This window comes from Burkholderia oklahomensis C6786, from assembly GCF_000959365.1.
Taxonomy (GTDB): domain Bacteria; phylum Pseudomonadota; class Gammaproteobacteria; order Burkholderiales; family Burkholderiaceae; genus Burkholderia; species Burkholderia oklahomensis.
The window spans coordinates 891230-907769 of sequence record NZ_CP009555.1; the positions used below are offsets into that span (position 1 = coordinate 891230).

The window sequence follows — 16540 nt, forward strand, 5'->3', positions numbered from 1 at the left end:
AGACGTCCCGCGCGCATATCGACGCAGCAAAGCACGGAATAGTACCCAGTGCTCTTGTTGCGGTTCGTCGATGCGCATAACGTTGAATCATCTTCAAAACAAGATCATGGAGTGAGACAGATGCAATCGAACACGGTCCATCCGTGCGATGAAGTGCTGCCGTCCGGCAAGCTGCTGACGCTCGGGCTGCAACACGTTCTCGTCATGTATGCCGGCGCCGTCGCGGTGCCGCTCATCGTCGGCGGCGCGCTCAAGCTGCCGAAAGACCAGATCGCCTTCCTGATCAGCGCGGACCTGTTCGCGTGCGGGATTGCGACGCTGATCCAGACGCTCGGCGTTTGGCTCTTCGGGATCCGCCTGCCCGTCATCATGGGCTGCACGTTCGCGGCCGTCGGCCCGATGATCGCGATCGGCACGAACCCCGGCCTCGGCATCCTCGACATCTTCGGCTCGACGATCGCGGCGGGCGCGATCGGCATCGTGCTCGCGCCGATGATCGGCAAGCTGCTGCGGTTCTTTCCGCCCGTCGTCGTCGGCACCGTGATCTCCGTGATCGGCCTGTCGCTGATGGAAGTCGGGATCAACTGGGCGGCGGGCGGCGTCGGCAATCCGAATTACGGCGATCCGGTCTATCTCGGCCTGTCGCTCCTCGTGCTGATGCTGATCCTCCTCATCAACAAGTTCGGCCGCGGCTTCATCGCGAACATCTCGGTGCTGCTCGGCATGGTCGCGGGCTTCGCGATCGCGTTCGCCACGGGCCGCGTGAACACCGACGGCGTCGCGGCCGCGCCGTGGGTCGGCTTCGTGATGCCGTTCCATTTCGGACTCCCGCACTTCGATCCGCTGTCGATCGCGACGATGGTGATCGTGATGTTCGTCACGTTCATCGAATCGACCGGGATGTTCCTCGCGGTCGGCGACATGGTCGAGCGGCCCGTCGATCAGGACACGCTCGTGCGCGGGCTGCGCGTCGACGGGCTCGGCACGCTGATCGGCGGCATCTTCAACTCGTTCCCGCACACGTCGTTCTCGCAGAACGTCGGGCTCATCGGCGTGACGGGCGTGAAGAGCCGCTTCGTCTGCGCGACGGGCGGCGCGATCCTCGTGCTGCTCGGGCTCTTTCCGAAGATGGCGCAGCTCGTCGCGTCGGTGCCGCCGTTCGTGCTCGGCGGCGCGGGCATCGTGATGTTCGGGATGGTCGCGGCGAACGGCGTGAAGGTGCTGTCGAAGGTCGACTTCGTGCGCAACCATCACAACCTGTTCATCGTCGCGGTGAGCATCGGCCTCGGGCTCGTGCCCGTCGTGTCGCCGAACTTCTTCTCGAAGCTGCCCGCCGCGCTCGCGCCGATCCTCCACAGCGGGATCCTGCTCGCATCGGTGTCGGCCGTCGTGCTCAATCTCGTGTTCAACGGCATGAAGGGCGAGAATGACGCGCGCAGCGACATCCGCCGCGCAGGCCGCGACTTCGACGGACAGCCTGTCGACCTGCATTGAGCCGCGCCTGCGCGGCGCGCGCCGCCACGCAGTCGATCGAACGAAAACGCCTCTTTTCGAATGCCATTTCGAATGGCCGCCCCAAAACCGGACACGGATCCGGTCTCCTCGGTGCGGCTCATTTCACGCGGCACATTCCGTTTCTCGACGCGTCCGCTGCGCTGAAGACAAAAAACCCCGCGTTCCGAACAACGCGGGGTTTTTGTTCATGCATCGCGATGCGACGCACCTGCTTCCGATCGCACGGCGCGCGACGAACGAATCGACCGCCTTCGTCCGCCGCGCGGCGCGTGCGAACGCTCAGCCGGCCGTCGTCGCGCCAGCCGCAGCGGCGGGCGCAGCCGACGCCGGCGCAGGCGCCGCCTTGCCGTAGTCGACCGGTGCGTCGGCGGGGCGCGGCGTCTCGCCCGCGCGCTCGATCCAGCCGCCGCCGAGCGCGCGATACAGATCGACGAGATTCGACCAGCGTGCGAGCCGCGCGCTGATGAGCTGCTGCTGCGCCGAGTACAGATCGGTCTGCGCGGTCAGCACCGACAGGTAGCTGTCGACGCCGTTCTTGTAGCGCAGGTCCGACAGATCGTAGCGGCGCTGCTGCGCGTGCTCGTTGCGCTCGAGCGCCGCGATCTGCTGGTCGTACGTGCCGCGCGCGGCGAGCCCGTCCGACACTTCGCGGAACGCGCTCTGGATCGCCTTCTCGTAGTTCGCGATCTCGATGCGCTTCTGCACGTGCGCGAGATCGAGGTTCGCGATGTTCTGCCCGCCCTCGAAGATCGGCAGCGCGATGCTCGGCGCGAACGACCACGCCGCCGTGCCGGCCTTGAAGAGCCCGCCCAGCGTCGGGCTCGCGGTGCCGAACGCCCCCGTCAGCGAGATCTTCGGGAAGAACGCCGCACGCGCCGCGCCGATGTTCGCGTTCGCCGCGCGCAGCGTCTCTTCCGCCTGCATGATGTCCGGCCGGCGCGTGAGCAGATCGGACGGCAGCCCGGCCGGAATGTCGGTCAGCAGGTTCTGCGCGTTCAGCGGCAAGCCGGCCGGCAGATCGTCGGGCAGCGGCTCGCCGACCAGCAGCACGAGCGCGTTGACCGCCTGCGCGCGCGCACGCGCCTGCGCCTGCTGGTTCGCGAGCGCCGTCTCGACGACCGTCTGCGCCTGGCGCAGATCGAGCTCCGAGCCGGTGCCGTTGTCGAACTGCAGCTTCGTCAGGTCGTACGACGCGCGCGCCGTCTTCAGCGTGTTCTCCGTGACCTGCAGCAGATCGTCGGTCGACAGCAGCGCCAGGTACTGGTCGGCGACGCTCGCGACGAGCGAGATCTCCGCCGCCTTGCGGGCCTGCGCGGTCGCGAAGTACTGCGCGAGCGCCTGGTCCTTCAGGCTCTGCACGCGGCCGAACAGATCGAGCTCCCACGACGCGGACACGCCGACGTTGTAGGCGCGCGAGATGAGCGGCCGGCCCGTCGTCGACACGCCGGACGGGTAGCGCTGGATCGCACCCGTGCCGGTGCCGTCGAGCGTCGGGAACAGGCCCGCGCGCGTGATCTGATACTGCGCGCGCGACGCCTCGACGTTCAGCACCGACACGCGCAGGTCGCGGTTGTTTTTCAGCGCGATGTCGATCAGCCGCTGCAGGCGCGGATCGACGAAGAACTCGCGCCAGCCGATGTCGGCGGCCGTCTGACCGTTCGCGCTGCGCGCGCCGGACGCGGCGCCCGGCTGCGCGGCGTAGACGCCGTCGGTCGGGAACGCGCCCGACACGGGCGCGGCCGGACGCTCGTAGCGCGGCGCGAGCGTGCAGCCCGTCGCGAGCAGTGCGACTGCGAGTGCAGTCAAAGCATGTTTTCGCTTCATCACTTATTCCTTCTTGCCAGCGTCATCGCCGTGCTCCGGCTTTTCGTCACGATGCATGTGCTCATGCGCGAGGCGCAGCGCTTCGTCGGCATCTTCCTTCTCGCCGCTGAACACCGCCCGCACCTTCACGAAGAACATCGGGATCATGAAGATCGCGAGGAACGTCGCGGTGATCATCCCGCCGATCACGCCGGTGCCGATCGCGTGCTGGCTCGCCGAGCCGGCGCCGTTGCTGATCGCGAGCGGCAGCACGCCGAGAATGAACGCGAGCGACGTCATCAGAATCGGGCGCAGCCGCAGCCGCGCCGCCTCCAGCGCCGCCTCGATCGGCCCCATCTTCTCCGACTGCTGCAGCTCACGCGCGAACTCGACGATCAGAATCGCATTCTTCGCGGACAGACCGACGGTCGTCAACAGACCGACCTGGAAGAACACGTCGTTCTCGAGCCCGCGCAGCGTCGCGGCGAGCAGCGCGCCGATCACGCCGAGCGGCACGACCATGATCACCGAGAACGGGATCGACCAGCTCTCGTACAGCGCCGCGAGACACAGGAACACGACGAGGATCGAGATCGCGTACAGGATCGGCGCCTGCGAACCCGACTGGATTTCCTGGAACGACAGCCCCGTCCACGAATAGCCGATGCCGTTCGGCAGCTTCTTCGCGAGCGATTCCATCGCCGTCATCGCCTGGCCGGTACTCTTGCCCGGCGCGGCCTGGCCCTGGATTTCCATCGCCGAAATGCCGTTGTAGCGCTCGAGCTTCGGCGAACCGTAGGTCCAGTGGCCGGTCGAGAACGCCGAGAACGGCACCATCCCGCCCGAACCGTTGCGCACGTACCAGATGTTCATGTCGTCCGGCGTCATCCGGAACGGCGCGTCGGACTGCACGTACACCTTCTTGATCCGGCCGTCGGTGTCGAGAAAGTTGTTCACGTAGCTGGACGCCCATGCGATCGAGAACGTCTGGTCGATCGCCGATGCCGTGACGCCGAGCGCGTTCGCCTTCTCGCGATCGATATCCACCTTGTACTGCGGCGTGTCATTCAGGCCGTTCGGGCGCACGCCCTGCAGCGTCGGATCCTTCGCGGCCAGCATCAGCAACTGGTTACGCGCCGCCATCAGCGCGTCGTGGCCGTGGCCCGCGTTGTCGGTCAGCTCGAAGTCGAAGCCGGCGGCCGTGCCGAGTTCCGGAATCGACGGCGGGTTGAACGGAATCACGAGCGCGTCCTTGTAGCCCGCGTAGCGCCCGAACATCCGGCCGATCAGCGCCTGCACCTTCTGGTTCGCGTGCTGACGCTGCGCGTAGTCCTTCAGCCTGACGAACACGAGACCCGAGTTCTGGCCGCGGCCCGCGAAGCTGAAGCCGTTAACCGTGAACGCCGATTCGACGATCTCCTTCTCGTCGTTCAGCAGGTAGTCCGAGATGTTCGCGAGCGTCTTCGCCGTGGTTTCCTGCGTCGAGCCGGACGGCGTCTGTACGATCACGAACATCAGGCCCTGATCCTCATCCGGCAGGAACGACTTCGGCAGGCGCACGAACAGCAGGCCGACCGCGACGATCACCGCGAGATAGATGATGAGCCAGCGGCCCGAACGCTTGATCACGTGGTGCACGCCGACGTGATACTTGTCGCGGCTCGCGTTGAAGTTCCGGTTGAACCAGCCGAAGAAGCCCGTCTTCTCCTCGTGGTGCCCTTGCGGGATCGGCTTGAGGATCGTCGCGCACAGCGCCGGCGTCAGAATCAACGCGACGAGCACCGACAGCACCATCGCCGTCACGATCGTCAGCGAGAACTGACGATAGATCGCACCGACCGAACCGCCCGAGAACGCGACCGGCACGAACACCGCCGACAGCACGAGCGCCACGCCCACCAGCGCGCCGGTAATCTGCCCCATCGCCTTGCGGGTCGCTTCTCTCGGCGATAGCCCTTCTTCCGCCATCACCCGCTCGACGTTCTCGACCACCACGATCGCATCGTCCACCAATAGACCGATCGCGAGCACGAGACCGAACATCGATAGCGTGTTGATCGAGAAGCCCACCATCGACATGATCGCAAACGTGCCGAGCAGCACGACCGGCACCGCGATCGTCGGGATGATCGTCGCCCGCAGGTTCTGCAGGAACAGATACATCACGAGGAACACAAGGACGATACCCTCGAGCAGCGTCTTGACCACTTCCTCGATCGACAGGCGCACGAACGGCGTCGTGTCGTACGGATACTTGACGACGAGGCCGTGCGGGAAGTCCTTCGACAGATCGTCGATCTTCGCGCGCACCGCCTTCGCGGTCGCGAGCGCGTTCGCGTTGGTCGCGAGCTGGATGCCCAGCGCCGCGGTCGGCTGGCCGTTGTACTTCGTGTCGAAGCTGTAGTTCTCGCCGCCGAGGCCGATCTTCGCGACGTCCTTCAGGCGCACCTGCGAGCCGTCCTGATTGACCTTCAGCAGGATGTTCCCGAACTGCTCGGGCGTCTGCAGCAGCGTCGACTCGGTGATCGTCGCCTGCAGCACGGTGCCCGGCACGGCCGGCGTACCGCCGATCTGGCCGCCCGCGATCTGCACGTTCTGCTGCGTGATCGCGGTCGTGACGTCCACCGGCGTGAGGCCGTAGTTCGTCAGGCGCGTCGGGTCGAGCCAGATCCGCATCGCGTACTGCGAGCCGAACAGCGTGACGGTGCCGACGCCGTTGATCCGGCTGATCGGGTCCTTCACGTGCGACGCCACGTAGTTCGCGAGGTCGTACTTGTTCATGCTGCCGTCTTCGGAGTTGAAGGCGAGCACGAGCAGGAAGCTGCTGCTCGACTTCGTCACCGACAGGCCGAGCTGCTGAACCACCTGCGGGAGGATCGGCGTCGCGAGCGACAGCTTGTTCTGCACCTGCACCTGCGCGATGTCGGCGTTGGTGCCCGGCGCGAACGTCAGCGTGATGGTCGCGTTGCCCGAGTCGTCACTCGTCGACGACATGTACAGGAAGTTGTCGAGGCCGCTCATCTGCTGCTCGATCACCTGCGTCACCGTGTCTTCCACCGTCTTCGCGGAAGCGCCCGGGTAGTTCGCGGTGATCTGGATCGACGGCGGCGCGATCGTCGGATACTGCGAGATCGGCAGCGTGAAGATCGCCGCGATACCGGCCAGCATCAGGATAATGGCGATCACCCATGCGAAGATCGGGCGATCGATAAAAAACTTTGCCATGAAACAGGCCCCCTGTTATTGCGCGCTCGACGCTGCGGCGGCACTCGCGGCCGTGCTCGACGACGCGCCGCCCGATGCGGCCGCGCTCGCTGCCGCGGCCTGGGCCGGCGCGGCGCCGGCGGGCGATGCCCCCGGCGACGCGGCGGCGGCCGTCAGTTGCGCGGCGGCGGTCTTCACCGTCATGCCCGGACGCACCTTGTCGATGCCCTGCACGATCACGCGGTCGCCCGCCTGCAGGCCGCCTTCGACGACCCAGTCCTGGCCTCGCATGCCGCTCGTCGTGAGAACGCGCGGCTCGACCTTGCCCTTCGCGTCGACGATCATCGCGATCGCCTGGCCCTTCGGATCGTGCGTGACGCCGATCTGCGGAACGAGGAACGCGTTGTCGTTGACGCCCTCTTCGATGCGCGCGCGCACGAACATGCCCGGCAGCAGCACGCGCTGCTTGTTCGGGAAGATCGCGCGGATCGTGACCGAGCCCGTCGTCTGGTCGACCGTCACGTCGCTGAACTGCAGCTTGCCCGGCTCCGAATACGGCTTGCCGTCTTCGAGGATCAGCGTGACCTTCGCCGCGCCCGGACCTTCCGTCTTGATGCGCCCGCTCTGGATGTCCTGACGCAGCTTCAGGCCTTCGAGGCTCGACTGCGTGAGGTCGACGTACACCGGATCGAGCTGCTGGACGGTCGACATCAGCGTCGCCTGGCTCGCCTGCACGTAGGCGCCCGGCGTGACCTGCGAGATGCCGACGCGGCCCGAGATCGGCGACACCACGTCGGTGTAGCCGAGGTTGATCTGCGCGGTCTCGACCGCGGCCTTGCCGGACGCGACGTCGGCGGACGCCTGCCCTTGCGCGGCGACCGCGTCGTCGTACTGCTGCTTGCTGACCGCGTTCGCGGCGACGAGCACCTTGTAGCGCGCGACGAGCGCGTTCTGCGTCGCGAGGTTCGCCTGCGCCTTCGCGAGCGTCGCCTTCGCGCTGTTCAACGTCGCGATGTACGGTGCGGGATCGATCTTGTAGAGACGCTGGCCGGCCTTGACGTCGCCGCCTTCCGTGAACTCGCGTCGCAACACGATGCCGTCGACCCGCGCCCGCACCTGCGCGACCAGGTACGCGCTCGTGCGGCCCGGCAGTTCGGAGACGACCGGCACGGATTGCGGCTGGACGGTGACGACGCCGACTTCCGGCGTTTGAGGGGGTGGAGCCGATTCTTTTTTTCCGCACGCGGCCAGGAAAACGGCAGCCGTCGCGACAGTGATTAAGCGGTATGGAACCCGTTCGACGCGCATGGAGCGACCTCGTTTGTAACTAGATGAAATAAGTGCCGGCCTTCGGGGACACAACACGAACGCGCCTTGCGGCGCGGATCGGACAACTGAATTGCTTGACTGCGGATACAACGGCGGCACGCGACTGCCGTGCCGGGATGCCGCCGCGCGGTACGCGCGGAACAACAATGAGGAGGGAAATCAGCAGAGACGGATATTAACTGATTGCCTCGAAGGCCATTCGGCCGTAAGCTGGCATTGTATATACATTCACGAATGTATGTAAAAGTCCTTTATGCGCCGCACAATTTCTTACACATTACCAAGGTTTACAACAGGTCGAACCGGGCGACCCGCGTGCGGCGCTCATGATACAACCCTTATTATTCATGCAATGACCTCGACCTTGCACACGATGAGCTCCTGAATGGCCAGACGCACGAAGGAGGAAGCGCTCGCGACGCGCGACCGCATCCTCGACGCCGCCGAGCACGTCTTCTTCGAAAAAGGCGTGTCGCACACGTCGCTCGCCGACATTGCCCAGCACGCGGGCGTCACGCGCGGCGCGATCTATTGGCACTTCGCGAGCAAGAGCGAGCTCTTCGACGCGATGTTCGACCGCGTGCTCCTGCCGATCGACGAGCTGAAGTCCGGCACGGGCGCGCCGCACGCCGATCCGCTCGGCCGGATCCGCGAAATCCTGATCTGGTGCCTGCTCGGCGTCGCGCGCGATCCGCAACTGCGGCGCGTGTTCAGCATCCTGTTCATGAAGTGCGAGTACGTCGCGGACATGGGGCCGCTCCTGCAGCGCAACCGCGAAGGGATGCGCGACGCGCTGCGCAACATCGAAGCGGATCTCGCGCAAGGCGTCGCGAACGGCCAACTGCCGGCGGATCTCGATACGTGGCGCGCGACGCTGATGCTGCATACGCTCGTCAGCGGCTTCGTGCGCGACATGCTGATGCTGCCGGGCGAGATCGATGCGGAGCGGCACGCGGAAAAGCTCGTCGACGGCTGCTTCGACATGCTGCGCACGAGCCCCGCGATGCGCAAGGACGCCTGATCCGGCCGCGCGGCCGCCGGATCAGGCACGCGCCAGGCACGCGCGCGATGAACGGCCGCTAGTCGGCGGCGAATCGGAAGGAAAATCGAAAAGCCGGCGATGCGGCTTGCCGGGCGAGGCGCCCTGCCCGGCAAGCGGCGTCGCGGCAAGGGCCGCGCGGCTCAGCCGCCGTTGAACCAGCGCGCCGCATAGAGCAGCAGCGCGACGAAGAAGATCATCGCGGCCCACGCCCACAACGGCACCGGGTTCGATTCGCGATGGTGGAGCGCGCTCGCCGCGCGCCCGGTCAGCGCGCCGCCCAGGTGCTGCGCGTGCGCGCGGCGCGCGACGCCCTTGAATCCCGCGGGCCGCAGGAACACGTGCTGGCGCTGCGGCGCGCCATCGCGCGCGCGGTTCGGCGCGAGCCCGTGCTTCGCCTGCACGACCGCGCAAAACTCGGCGAAGAAATCGTCCGCGAGCTCGTGCAGCGCATTCTGGATCTGGCGGCCCGGCAGTTCGGCGAGCGGGCCGGACGCCGTCGCCCACACCGCGTATTCGATGCGCGTCGCGGGGGCGCCGCGGCCGGCGTCCGACGCGTCGTCGGCCGGCGCGAGCACGACGTCGATCTGGCCGCGCAGCGCGCCGATGCCATCTGCGCGGGCCCGGAAGTTCAACGTGCGTCTCGTGTGCTCCGGTTCGTCGCTGCGCTCGCTGACGACGTGCGCGCGGACGTCGTAACGCGCACGCAGCGGGCCGAGCGGCACCGTCAGCGCGAGCGCGTACTCGCCGCGCGCCAGCCGCGAAAACGACTCGCAATGATCGAGGCTCGCGCGCACGAGCGCGAGATCCTGCAGCGCGTCCCGGACGACGGACGGCGCAAGCGGGATGAACAACGCGTCGTTCAGTTCCATGATCGCCTCCCCCGATGAACCGCCGCGTCAGGACGTCACGTCGATGCGGTCGACGCACGCGGCATCGAATGCGATGTATTGCCGGATCGCATCCGCGACCTCCAGCGGCGCCTCGTAGCTCCATGCGGCGTTCTCGATGACGCCTTCTTCGGTATGCAGATGAAAATAGGTCGCCTGCCCCTTTTGCTCGCAGTACGACACGTGGTCGGACGGCGCAAGCCGCGACATGTTGACGTCGCCGCGCGGCAGATATTGGACGTGGGGCAGGCCCGCTTCCTTCAGCGTATAGGCGGCATGCGAATCGGCGTAGGTGATCCCTTGGTGGATCACGCGAACGCGATGGCGATTCGGCTCGATTTCGATGCGATGACCTGCGGCGTCGGACATCGGTTTCCCCTGCGGCCGCCGCGCGCACGCGCCGGCCGGAAATAAGCATGGCCGCGGCGAAACGCCGCTTATAGTCGCATTATCGGCCAAACCGCCGCAAATTGCGCGGCGTCATCGCCGCAGCGGGGTCACTGCGCCTTCCACGAGAACGCCGATTTCACGCCGCCCTTCGCCGGCACCGTGACCGCATGGGTCTGCTCGTTGCCGTTGTAGCTCGCCTGCACGGTGTAGCGCCCCGGCTGCAGCCTGACGAGCATGTAGGGGCCGCGCGCGTCGGTCTTCAGCACTTCGCCGCCGTGCGCATCGAGCACGGACACGTGGACGTCGGCGAGATACTCGCCGCCCGCGCCCGTGAAGCGCAGCGCGAGCGGCCAACTGCTTTCGCTGCGCTGGAACGCGGTGGATTCGTCCTGCCCCACCCCGCCCGACACGAAGCTGACGTCGCCTTGATGCTGCACGTCCGGCAAGCCGGGCTGCGCATTCGCGGCGCCCGCGAGGCCGAAGGCCAGCGCCGCAGCGATCAGGTACTTGGAAACGGTTGGCTGTCGCATGACTCGCTCCTTGAATCTGTCCGCCGGGCGCCGGAGGTCCACCATGGACGACCGGCGAAGGCGACGGACGACGGCAAGCGGCGGGAGGCGGCCGCCAGGCCGCCGCGCCGGCCCGCCCGCCACGCCGGGATACCCGGCTCAGCCCAGATCGACCGGCACGAAGATCTGGGCGTCGTCGCGCTGGATCAGCAGCGCAAGGCTGTTGCCCGCGCGCTTGACCGCATCGCGCAATTGCTCCGCGCTCGTGACCGGCCGGCCGTTCACCGCGAGGATCACGTCGCCCGGCTGGATGCCCGCGTTCGCGGCGGGGCCCGTCGACTGCTGGACGACGAGGCCGTGCGTGAGCGACGAGCCGTTGCGCTCGCGCGGCGAAAGCGGCCGCACCGCGACGCCGAGACGCCCTTGCTCGACGGGCTCGTCGACGCCCGCCTTCGCCTGGTCGTCGGTCAGCGACGCGAGCGTCACCGACACGGTCTTCTTCGACTTGTCGCGCCAAACCTGCAGATCGGCCTTCGTTCCGGGCTTCATGCTCGCGATCTGCGCGGGCAGCGTCGTCGAATCCTGCACCGGCACGCCGTCGACCGACAGGATCACGTCGCCCGGCTGCAGCCCCGCCTTCGCCGCCGGCCCCTTCGGATCGACCGAGCTGACGAGCGCGCCGTCGGGCTTTTGCAGGCCGAACGAGCTCGCGAGCGTCTGGTTGAGCCCCTGCACGGCGACGCCGAGCCGGCCGCGGCTCACGTGGCCCGTCTTCACGAGTTCGTCCTTCACCTTCATCGCCTCGTTGATCGGGATCGCGAACGACAGGCCCTGGAAGCCGCCCGTCTGCGAGTAGATCATCGAGTTGATGCCGATCACCTCGCCGTTCAGGTTGAAGAGCGGACCGCCCGAGTTGCCGGGGTTCACCGGCACGTCGGTCTGGATGAACGGCGTGTAGTTCTCGTCGGGCAGCGCGCGCGACTTCGCGCTGATGATGCCCGACGTGACCGTGTTGTCGAACCCGTACGGCGAGCCGATCGCGACGACCCACTGGCCGACCTTGCTCTGCGCCGGATCGCCGATCCTCACGGTCGGCAGGCTCGACGCGTCGATCTTCAGCACCGCGACGTCCGACTGCTTGTCCGCGCCGACGACCTTTGCCTTGTACTCGCGCTTGTCGGTGAGCTTCACGGTGACGACGTTCGCACCGTCGATCACGTGCGCGTTAGTCAGGATATACCCGTCCGGGCTGATGATGAATCCGGAGCCGAGGCTCGTGCTCGGCTGGTCGTCCGGCTGCTGCTGGCCGCCGCCCATTCCCGGGATCTGCCCGTAGAAATGTCGGAAGAACTGGTAGAACGGATCGTCCGGGTCGATCGGCAACTGCGGCGCCGCGCGGCGCTGCGCGGTGCGCTGCACGACGTGCTTCGCGCTGATGTTCACGACGGCAGGCCCGTAGGTTTCGACCAGCCCGGAAAAGTCGGGAATGCCGGTCTTCGCGGCCGCTTCGGCCGGCATCAGCGCGGCGACGGCCGGCGCGATGATCTGCGGCTCCGCATGACGGGTGCCCGCCACGTACCCCGCCGACAACGCCGCGGCAACGGCCACGGCAACTGCGCCACGCGCAAGGATTCGGGTAGTCATCGATCGTTCTCCTCGTCTAGTGGTTCGAAGCGTAGCGACCCTGTCTTAAAGCAGGCTTAATCGGCTTCGGGAACCATTAAACGGACGAAAACGGAGCAAATCCGGGGCCCGCGTCGGGCCCGCGCGCGTATCGGCCGGACGGCGGCCGCGGCCCGGCCGAACTGGCGGGGGCGGCCACGGCCCGGCGGCGCCGCGCGCCGCGCGCCGGGCAGGCAGGACAGGCAATGAGGCGGCTGATGCGCGGCCCGCCCGTCACGCATCCGGCGCGACCGTCACGCTTCGGCCGCGCACGGCAGCGCGACGCTGACGAGCAACCCGCCCGCCGGCGCTTCGCCGAGCGTCACGGTCGCGCGCTGCTGCGCCGCCACCCGCTTGACGATCGCAAGACCGAGGCCGCTGCCCGACACGTCGGTGCGCGCCCGCGCGGACGTGTCGCGGTAGAAGCGGTCGAACACGCGCTCGCGCTCGCCCGCCGGAATGCCGGGGCCGCTGTCGCCGATCCGCACGCAGGCGCGCGCGCCGTCGCCGCGCGTGAGCGACACGTCGATGCGCCCGCCCTCCGGCGTGTACTTCACGGCGTTGTCGAGCAGATTGTTGAACATCACGCGCAGCGCGGCGGGATCGGCGACCACGGCCGCGTCCTCGACTTCCTCGAAGCCGAGATCGATGTTGCGCCGCTGCGCGATCGGCGCGTGCGAGGCGACGCATTCCTCGACGATCGCGCGCAGATCGACGCGCTCGCGCACCGTCGCGTCGCCCGGCTCCGCGCGCGCGAGCGCGAGCAGTTGCTCGGCGAGACGCGTCGCGCGGGTGACGCCGCTCTGCAGATCGACGATCGCCTCGCGCCGCGACGCGTCGTCCTGCGCGCGCGCGACGAGCTGCGCCTGGATCTGCACGGCGGCGAGCGGCGTGCGCAGCTCGTGCGCGGCGTCCGCGACGAACGCCTTTTGCGTGTCGAGCGCGGCGGACAGCCGCGCGAGCAGCCCGTTCAGCGCGCGCACGAGCGGGCGCACTTCGAGCGGCAGCGGCCAGTCGGGCAGCGGATCGAGCGCCTCGGGCCGGCGCGTCTCGACCGCGCGGGTCACGCGCTGCAGCGGCGCGAGCCCGCGCCCGACGATCATCCAGACGGCCGCGCCGAGGAACGGCAGCAGCACGATGAGCGGCCACAACGTGCGCAGCGCGACGCTCGCGGCGAGCCGGTTGCGCACCGACAGCGGCTGCGCGAGCTGCACGACGTTGTCGCCGACGATCGCGCCGTACACGCGCCATGCGCCGCGCTCGGTGCGCTCGGTCGAGAAGCCGAGCTCGGCGCGCGGCGCGATCGGCGCGCGCGGATGCGAGAAGTACATCAGCACGCCGTTGCGGTTCCAGATCTGGATCACGATCCCTTCGTCGCCGTTCGTCTGCGAGCCGAGCACCTGCGAGAACGGTTCGGACGGCAGCGCGGCCGCGATCTGCTGCAACTGGTAGTCGAACAGCTCGTTCGCGGCGGCGAGCGCCTGCCGATAGATCATCCAGCCGGCGAGCCCCACCCCGGCCACGACGATCGCGAGCAGCCAGATCAGCAATTGATGGCGAATCGACCTCACGCGCTACGCTTCCTTCACGACCATGTAGCCCAGGCCGCGGACGTTGCGGATCAGGTCCGAGCCGAGCTTCTTGCGCAGCGCGTGGATATAGACTTCGACGGTGTTGCTGCCGATCTCCTCACCCCAGCCGTACATCTTTTCTTCGAGCTGGCTCTTCGACAGCACCGCGCCCGGACGCGCGAGCAGCGCCTCGAGCAGCGCGAATTCGCGTGCGGACAGCGCGACGGGCGCGCCGTCGAGCGTCACCTGGTGCGACGCCGGATCGAGCGTCAGCGCGCCGTGGCGGATCATCGACTCGCTGCGCCCCGACTGGCGGCGGATCAGCGCGCGCATCCGCGCGGCGAGCTCGTCGAGATCGAACGGCTTCACGAGATAGTCGTCCGCGCCCGCGTCGAGGCCCTTCACGCGATCGGCGACCGCGTCGCGCGCGGTCAGGATCAGCACGGGCAGCGCGAGCCCGCGCGCGCGCAGCGTGCGCAGCACGTCGATGCCGTCGCGCTTCGGCAGCCCGAGATCGAGCAGCAGCAGGTCGTACGCCTCGCCGCCCAGCGCGGTCAGCGCGGCTTCGCCGTCCTGCACCCAATCGACCGCGCAGCCGTCGGCCTTCAGCGCCTTGCGCACCCCTTCGGCGATCATCCGATCGTCTTCGACTAGCAATATCCGCATCCTGAAAAACGTCCGTCGCATGCGTTCGAGATGGCGGACATTGTAGCGCCGCCTCGTGCGCGAGCGGACCTTCGGCCGATTTCAACGCTGCGCGCGCCATTTTCTCTACAATGTCCGGCTTGCGCCGCCGCGCGCAAGTCAATTGCTCACGTCGCCTTTCGTTCCGCATTCGTCGATGAATCACAACGCCCCCTGCATCGCCGCTTCGCCTCGCCCGACACGCCCCGCCGCCCGCGCGCCGCGCGCCGTCCTGCGCTGCGCGGCGCTCGTCGCCGCGTGCTTCGCGCTCGCGTTCGCCGCGCCCGCCGACGCCCGCAAGAAGCCTCCGCGCTACCCGGCCGCGGTCTCGACCGCGCGCAACGTGCTGCCGGGGTCGGTGCTCGCCGCGCTGCAGCGCGCGCGCGTGCCGGCGTCGAACCTGAGCGTCGTCATCGAGCGGATCGGCGACCGGACGCCCGTCGTCGCGTGGAACGCGAGCCGGCCGATGCAGCCCGCATCGACGATGAAGCTCGTCACGACCTACGCCGGGCTGTCGATGCTCGGCGCCGACTATCGCTGGCGCACGAGCGCGTACGCGGACGGCGCCGTCGACGAGAACGGCACGCTGCACGGCACGCTGTACGTGAAGGGCACGGGCGATCCGAAGCTCGTGCCGGAGGAGCTGATCGACCTCGTCAACAAGATCCGCCGCGCGGGCATCGTCAACGTCGACGGCGCGCTCGTGCTCGACAAGACCTTCTTCGCGCCCGAGACGCGCGACCTGCCGCCGCTCGACGACGACGCGACCGCGCCGTACAACGTCGGCCCCGACCCGCTCCTCTATGCATTCAAGGCGCTGTCGTTCACGGTGACGCCGACCGACAACGGCGCGGTCGCGATCGACGTCGTGCCGCCGCTCGCGAACCTGAACGTCGACAACCAGCTCGTCGAAGGCGCAGGCTCGTGCGGCGCCGCGGCGGCGGCCGCGCGGCCCGCGCTCATGACCGGCGCGAACGGCGACCTCACCGCTTCGTTCGCCGGCGACTACCCGCTGCGCTGCGGCCCGACGACGACCAATCTCGCCGTGCTGGACCACTCCGCGTTCTTCGCGCGCGGCTTCCTCGCGCTGTGGCGCCAGACGGGCGGCGCGTTCTCCGGCACGATCGCCGAAGGCAAGGTGCCGGGGCGCGCGCGGCTCGTTGCGGCGCACCACGGCCCGGTGCTGTCGAGCGTCGTGCACGACATCAACAAGTTCAGCAACAACGTGATGGCGCGCAACCTGTTCCTCACGATCGGCGCGGTCGAGCACCGGCCGCCCGCGACGCCCGCGCAATCGGCGGATACGATCCGCGCGTTTCTCGCGCACAACGGACTGCCGACCGAAGGGCTCGCGCTCGAGAACGGTTCCGGGCTGTCGCGCGACGAGCGCGTGAGCGCGCTGTCGCTCGCCGACATGCTGCAGGCGGCGAACGCGAGCCCCATCGCGCAGGCGTTCGTCGATTCGCTGCCGATCGCGGGCGTCGACGGCACGATGAAGAACCGGCTGACGAGCGCGCCCGTCGGCGGCAACGCGCACATCAAGACAGGCACGCTGCGCGACGTGCGCGCGATCGCGGGTTACGTCGCGTCGGCGGATGGATCGAGCTATGTCGTCGTCAGCTTCATCAACGACGATCGCGCATCGGCCGCGCGCGCCGCGCATGACGCGCTGCTCGAATGGGTGTACGAGGGGCCGCGCTGATCCGATCGGCGCCCGAATCGCGGCGGCACGCGTGGCGCGCCGCCGCGAGCCGGCCGGAACCGATTCCGCCCTCGCCGTTTCCCTCGCCGTTTCCCTCGCCGTTTCCCTCGCCGTTTCCCTCGCCGTTTCCCTCGCCGTTTCCCTCGCCGTTTCCCTCGCCGTTTCCCTCGCCGTTTCCCTCGCCGTTTCCCTCGCCGTTTCCCTCGCCGTTTCCCTCGCCGTTTCCCTCGCCGTTTCCCTCG

At 68.1% G+C, this 16540-nt stretch carries 12 protein-coding genes and 1 pseudogene; 3 read left to right on the forward strand and 10 right to left on the reverse strand.

The annotated features are described in order from the left end of the window. Positions 1 to 120: 120 nt before the first annotated feature. The gene (locus BG90_RS03995) at positions 121 to 1494 is read left to right on the forward strand and encodes a nucleobase:cation symporter-2 family protein (protein ID WP_010114229.1); all 1374 of its coding nucleotides are present in this window, start codon (positions 121 to 123) and stop codon (positions 1492 to 1494) included. A 300-nt stretch (positions 1495 to 1794) separates the two neighbouring features. On the opposite strand, the gene BG90_RS04000 is transcribed toward BG90_RS03995, so the two are convergent. The 4 genes and pseudogenes from BG90_RS04000 to BG90_RS37170 all read right to left on the reverse strand — a co-directional run. After that, on the reverse strand, positions 1795 to 3339 hold the full coding sequence (locus BG90_RS04000) for an efflux transporter outer membrane subunit (protein ID WP_045568056.1): 1545 nt from the start codon (positions 3337 to 3339) through the stop codon (positions 1795 to 1797). 3 nt (positions 3340 to 3342) lie between these two features. Further along, a complete protein-coding gene (gene bpeB / locus BG90_RS04005; protein ID WP_010114226.1) occupies positions 3343 to 6543 on the reverse strand; it encodes an efflux RND transporter permease BpeB in 3201 nt (1066 codons plus the stop codon). Between the two features lie 15 nt (positions 6544 to 6558). Next, positions 6559 to 7830 (reverse strand): efflux RND transporter periplasmic adaptor subunit, encoded by a 1272-nt coding sequence (locus BG90_RS04010; RefSeq protein ID WP_038802487.1) that lies wholly within the window; start codon positions 7828 to 7830, stop codon positions 6559 to 6561. A gap of 19 nt (positions 7831 to 7849) precedes the next feature. After that, positions 7850 to 7988, reverse strand: a pseudogene (locus BG90_RS37170) (chemotaxis protein); the annotation flags it as partial. Positions 7989 to 8236: 248 nt separating this feature from the next. Between BG90_RS37170 and bpeR the strand changes: the two are divergent. Then, positions 8237 to 8872, forward strand: a complete 636-nt coding sequence (bpeR, locus tag BG90_RS04015; protein ID WP_010101926.1) for a TetR family transcriptional regulator BpeR — start codon at positions 8237 to 8239, stop codon at positions 8870 to 8872. A 161-nt stretch (positions 8873 to 9033) separates the two neighbouring features. Here the strand turns inward: bpeR and BG90_RS04020 are convergent, their stop codons facing one another. The 6 genes from BG90_RS04020 to BG90_RS04045 all read right to left on the reverse strand — a co-directional run bounded on the left by BG90_RS04020 (position 9034) and on the right by BG90_RS04045 (position 14578). Then, a complete protein-coding gene (locus BG90_RS04020; protein WP_010114221.1) occupies positions 9034 to 9762 on the reverse strand; it encodes an SRPBCC family protein in 729 nt (242 codons plus the stop codon). Positions 9763 to 9789: 27 nt separating this feature from the next. Beyond that, positions 9790 to 10149 carry a DUF427 domain-containing protein gene (locus BG90_RS04025; protein ID WP_010114220.1) on the reverse strand — a complete coding sequence of 120 codons (360 nt, stop codon included), beginning with the start codon at positions 10147 to 10149 and terminating at the stop codon, positions 9790 to 9792. 128 nt (positions 10150 to 10277) lie between these two features. Then, complete coding sequence (locus tag BG90_RS04030) at positions 10278 to 10700, reverse strand: carboxypeptidase-like regulatory domain-containing protein (RefSeq protein ID WP_010101921.1); 423 nt, start codon at positions 10698 to 10700, stop codon at positions 10278 to 10280. Between the two features lie 138 nt (positions 10701 to 10838). Next, the gene (locus tag BG90_RS04035; RefSeq protein WP_025989679.1) at positions 10839 to 12323 is read right to left on the reverse strand and encodes a DegQ family serine endoprotease; all 1485 of its coding nucleotides are present in this window, start codon (positions 12321 to 12323) and stop codon (positions 10839 to 10841) included. A gap of 272 nt (positions 12324 to 12595) precedes the next feature. Continuing rightward, positions 12596 to 13912: an ATP-binding protein gene (locus BG90_RS04040; protein ID WP_010114218.1), complete on the reverse strand. Its 1317-nt coding sequence runs from the start codon at positions 13910 to 13912 to the stop codon at positions 12596 to 12598. 3 nt (positions 13913 to 13915) lie between these two features. After that, positions 13916 to 14578, reverse strand: coding sequence for a response regulator (locus tag BG90_RS04045; protein ID WP_010101916.1), 663 nt, complete (start codon positions 14576 to 14578; stop codon positions 13916 to 13918). A gap of 175 nt (positions 14579 to 14753) precedes the next feature. Between BG90_RS04045 and dacB the strand changes: the two genes are divergently transcribed. Then, positions 14754 to 16298, forward strand: a complete 1545-nt coding sequence (dacB, locus tag BG90_RS04050; protein ID WP_045568283.1) for a D-alanyl-D-alanine carboxypeptidase/D-alanyl-D-alanine endopeptidase — start codon at positions 14754 to 14756, stop codon at positions 16296 to 16298. Positions 16299 to 16540: the final 242 nt, after the last annotated feature.

What these genes read in the sequence shown, in the direction of transcription:
- BG90_RS03995 (WP_010114229.1), top strand. Translation starts at nt 121, where the DNA reads ATGCAATCGAACACGGTCCATCCGTGCGATGAAGTGCTGCCGTCCGGC.
- BG90_RS04000 (WP_045568056.1), bottom strand. Translation starts at nt 3,339, where the DNA reads ATGAAGCGAAAACATGCTTTGACTGCACTCGCAGTCGCACTGCTCGCG.
- bpeB (WP_010114226.1), bottom strand. Translation starts at nt 6,543, where the DNA reads ATGGCAAAGTTTTTTATCGATCGCCCGATCTTCGCATGGGTGATCGCC.
- BG90_RS04010 (WP_038802487.1), bottom strand. Translation starts at nt 7,830, where the DNA reads ATGCGCGTCGAACGGGTTCCATACCGCTTAATCACTGTCGCGACGGCT.
- bpeR (WP_010101926.1), top strand. Translation starts at nt 8,237, where the DNA reads ATGGCCAGACGCACGAAGGAGGAAGCGCTCGCGACGCGCGACCGCATC.
- BG90_RS04020 (WP_010114221.1), bottom strand. Translation starts at nt 9,762, where the DNA reads ATGGAACTGAACGACGCGTTGTTCATCCCGCTTGCGCCGTCCGTCGTC.
- BG90_RS04025 (WP_010114220.1), bottom strand. Translation starts at nt 10,149, where the DNA reads ATGTCCGACGCCGCAGGTCATCGCATCGAAATCGAGCCGAATCGCCAT.
- BG90_RS04030 (WP_010101921.1), bottom strand. Translation starts at nt 10,700, where the DNA reads ATGCGACAGCCAACCGTTTCCAAGTACCTGATCGCTGCGGCGCTGGCC.
- BG90_RS04035 (WP_025989679.1), bottom strand. Translation starts at nt 12,323, where the DNA reads ATGACTACCCGAATCCTTGCGCGTGGCGCAGTTGCCGTGGCCGTTGCC.
- BG90_RS04045 (WP_010101916.1), bottom strand. Translation starts at nt 14,578, where the DNA reads ATGCGGATATTGCTAGTCGAAGACGATCGGATGATCGCCGAAGGGGTG.
- dacB (WP_045568283.1), top strand. Translation starts at nt 14,754, where the DNA reads ATGAATCACAACGCCCCCTGCATCGCCGCTTCGCCTCGCCCGACACGC.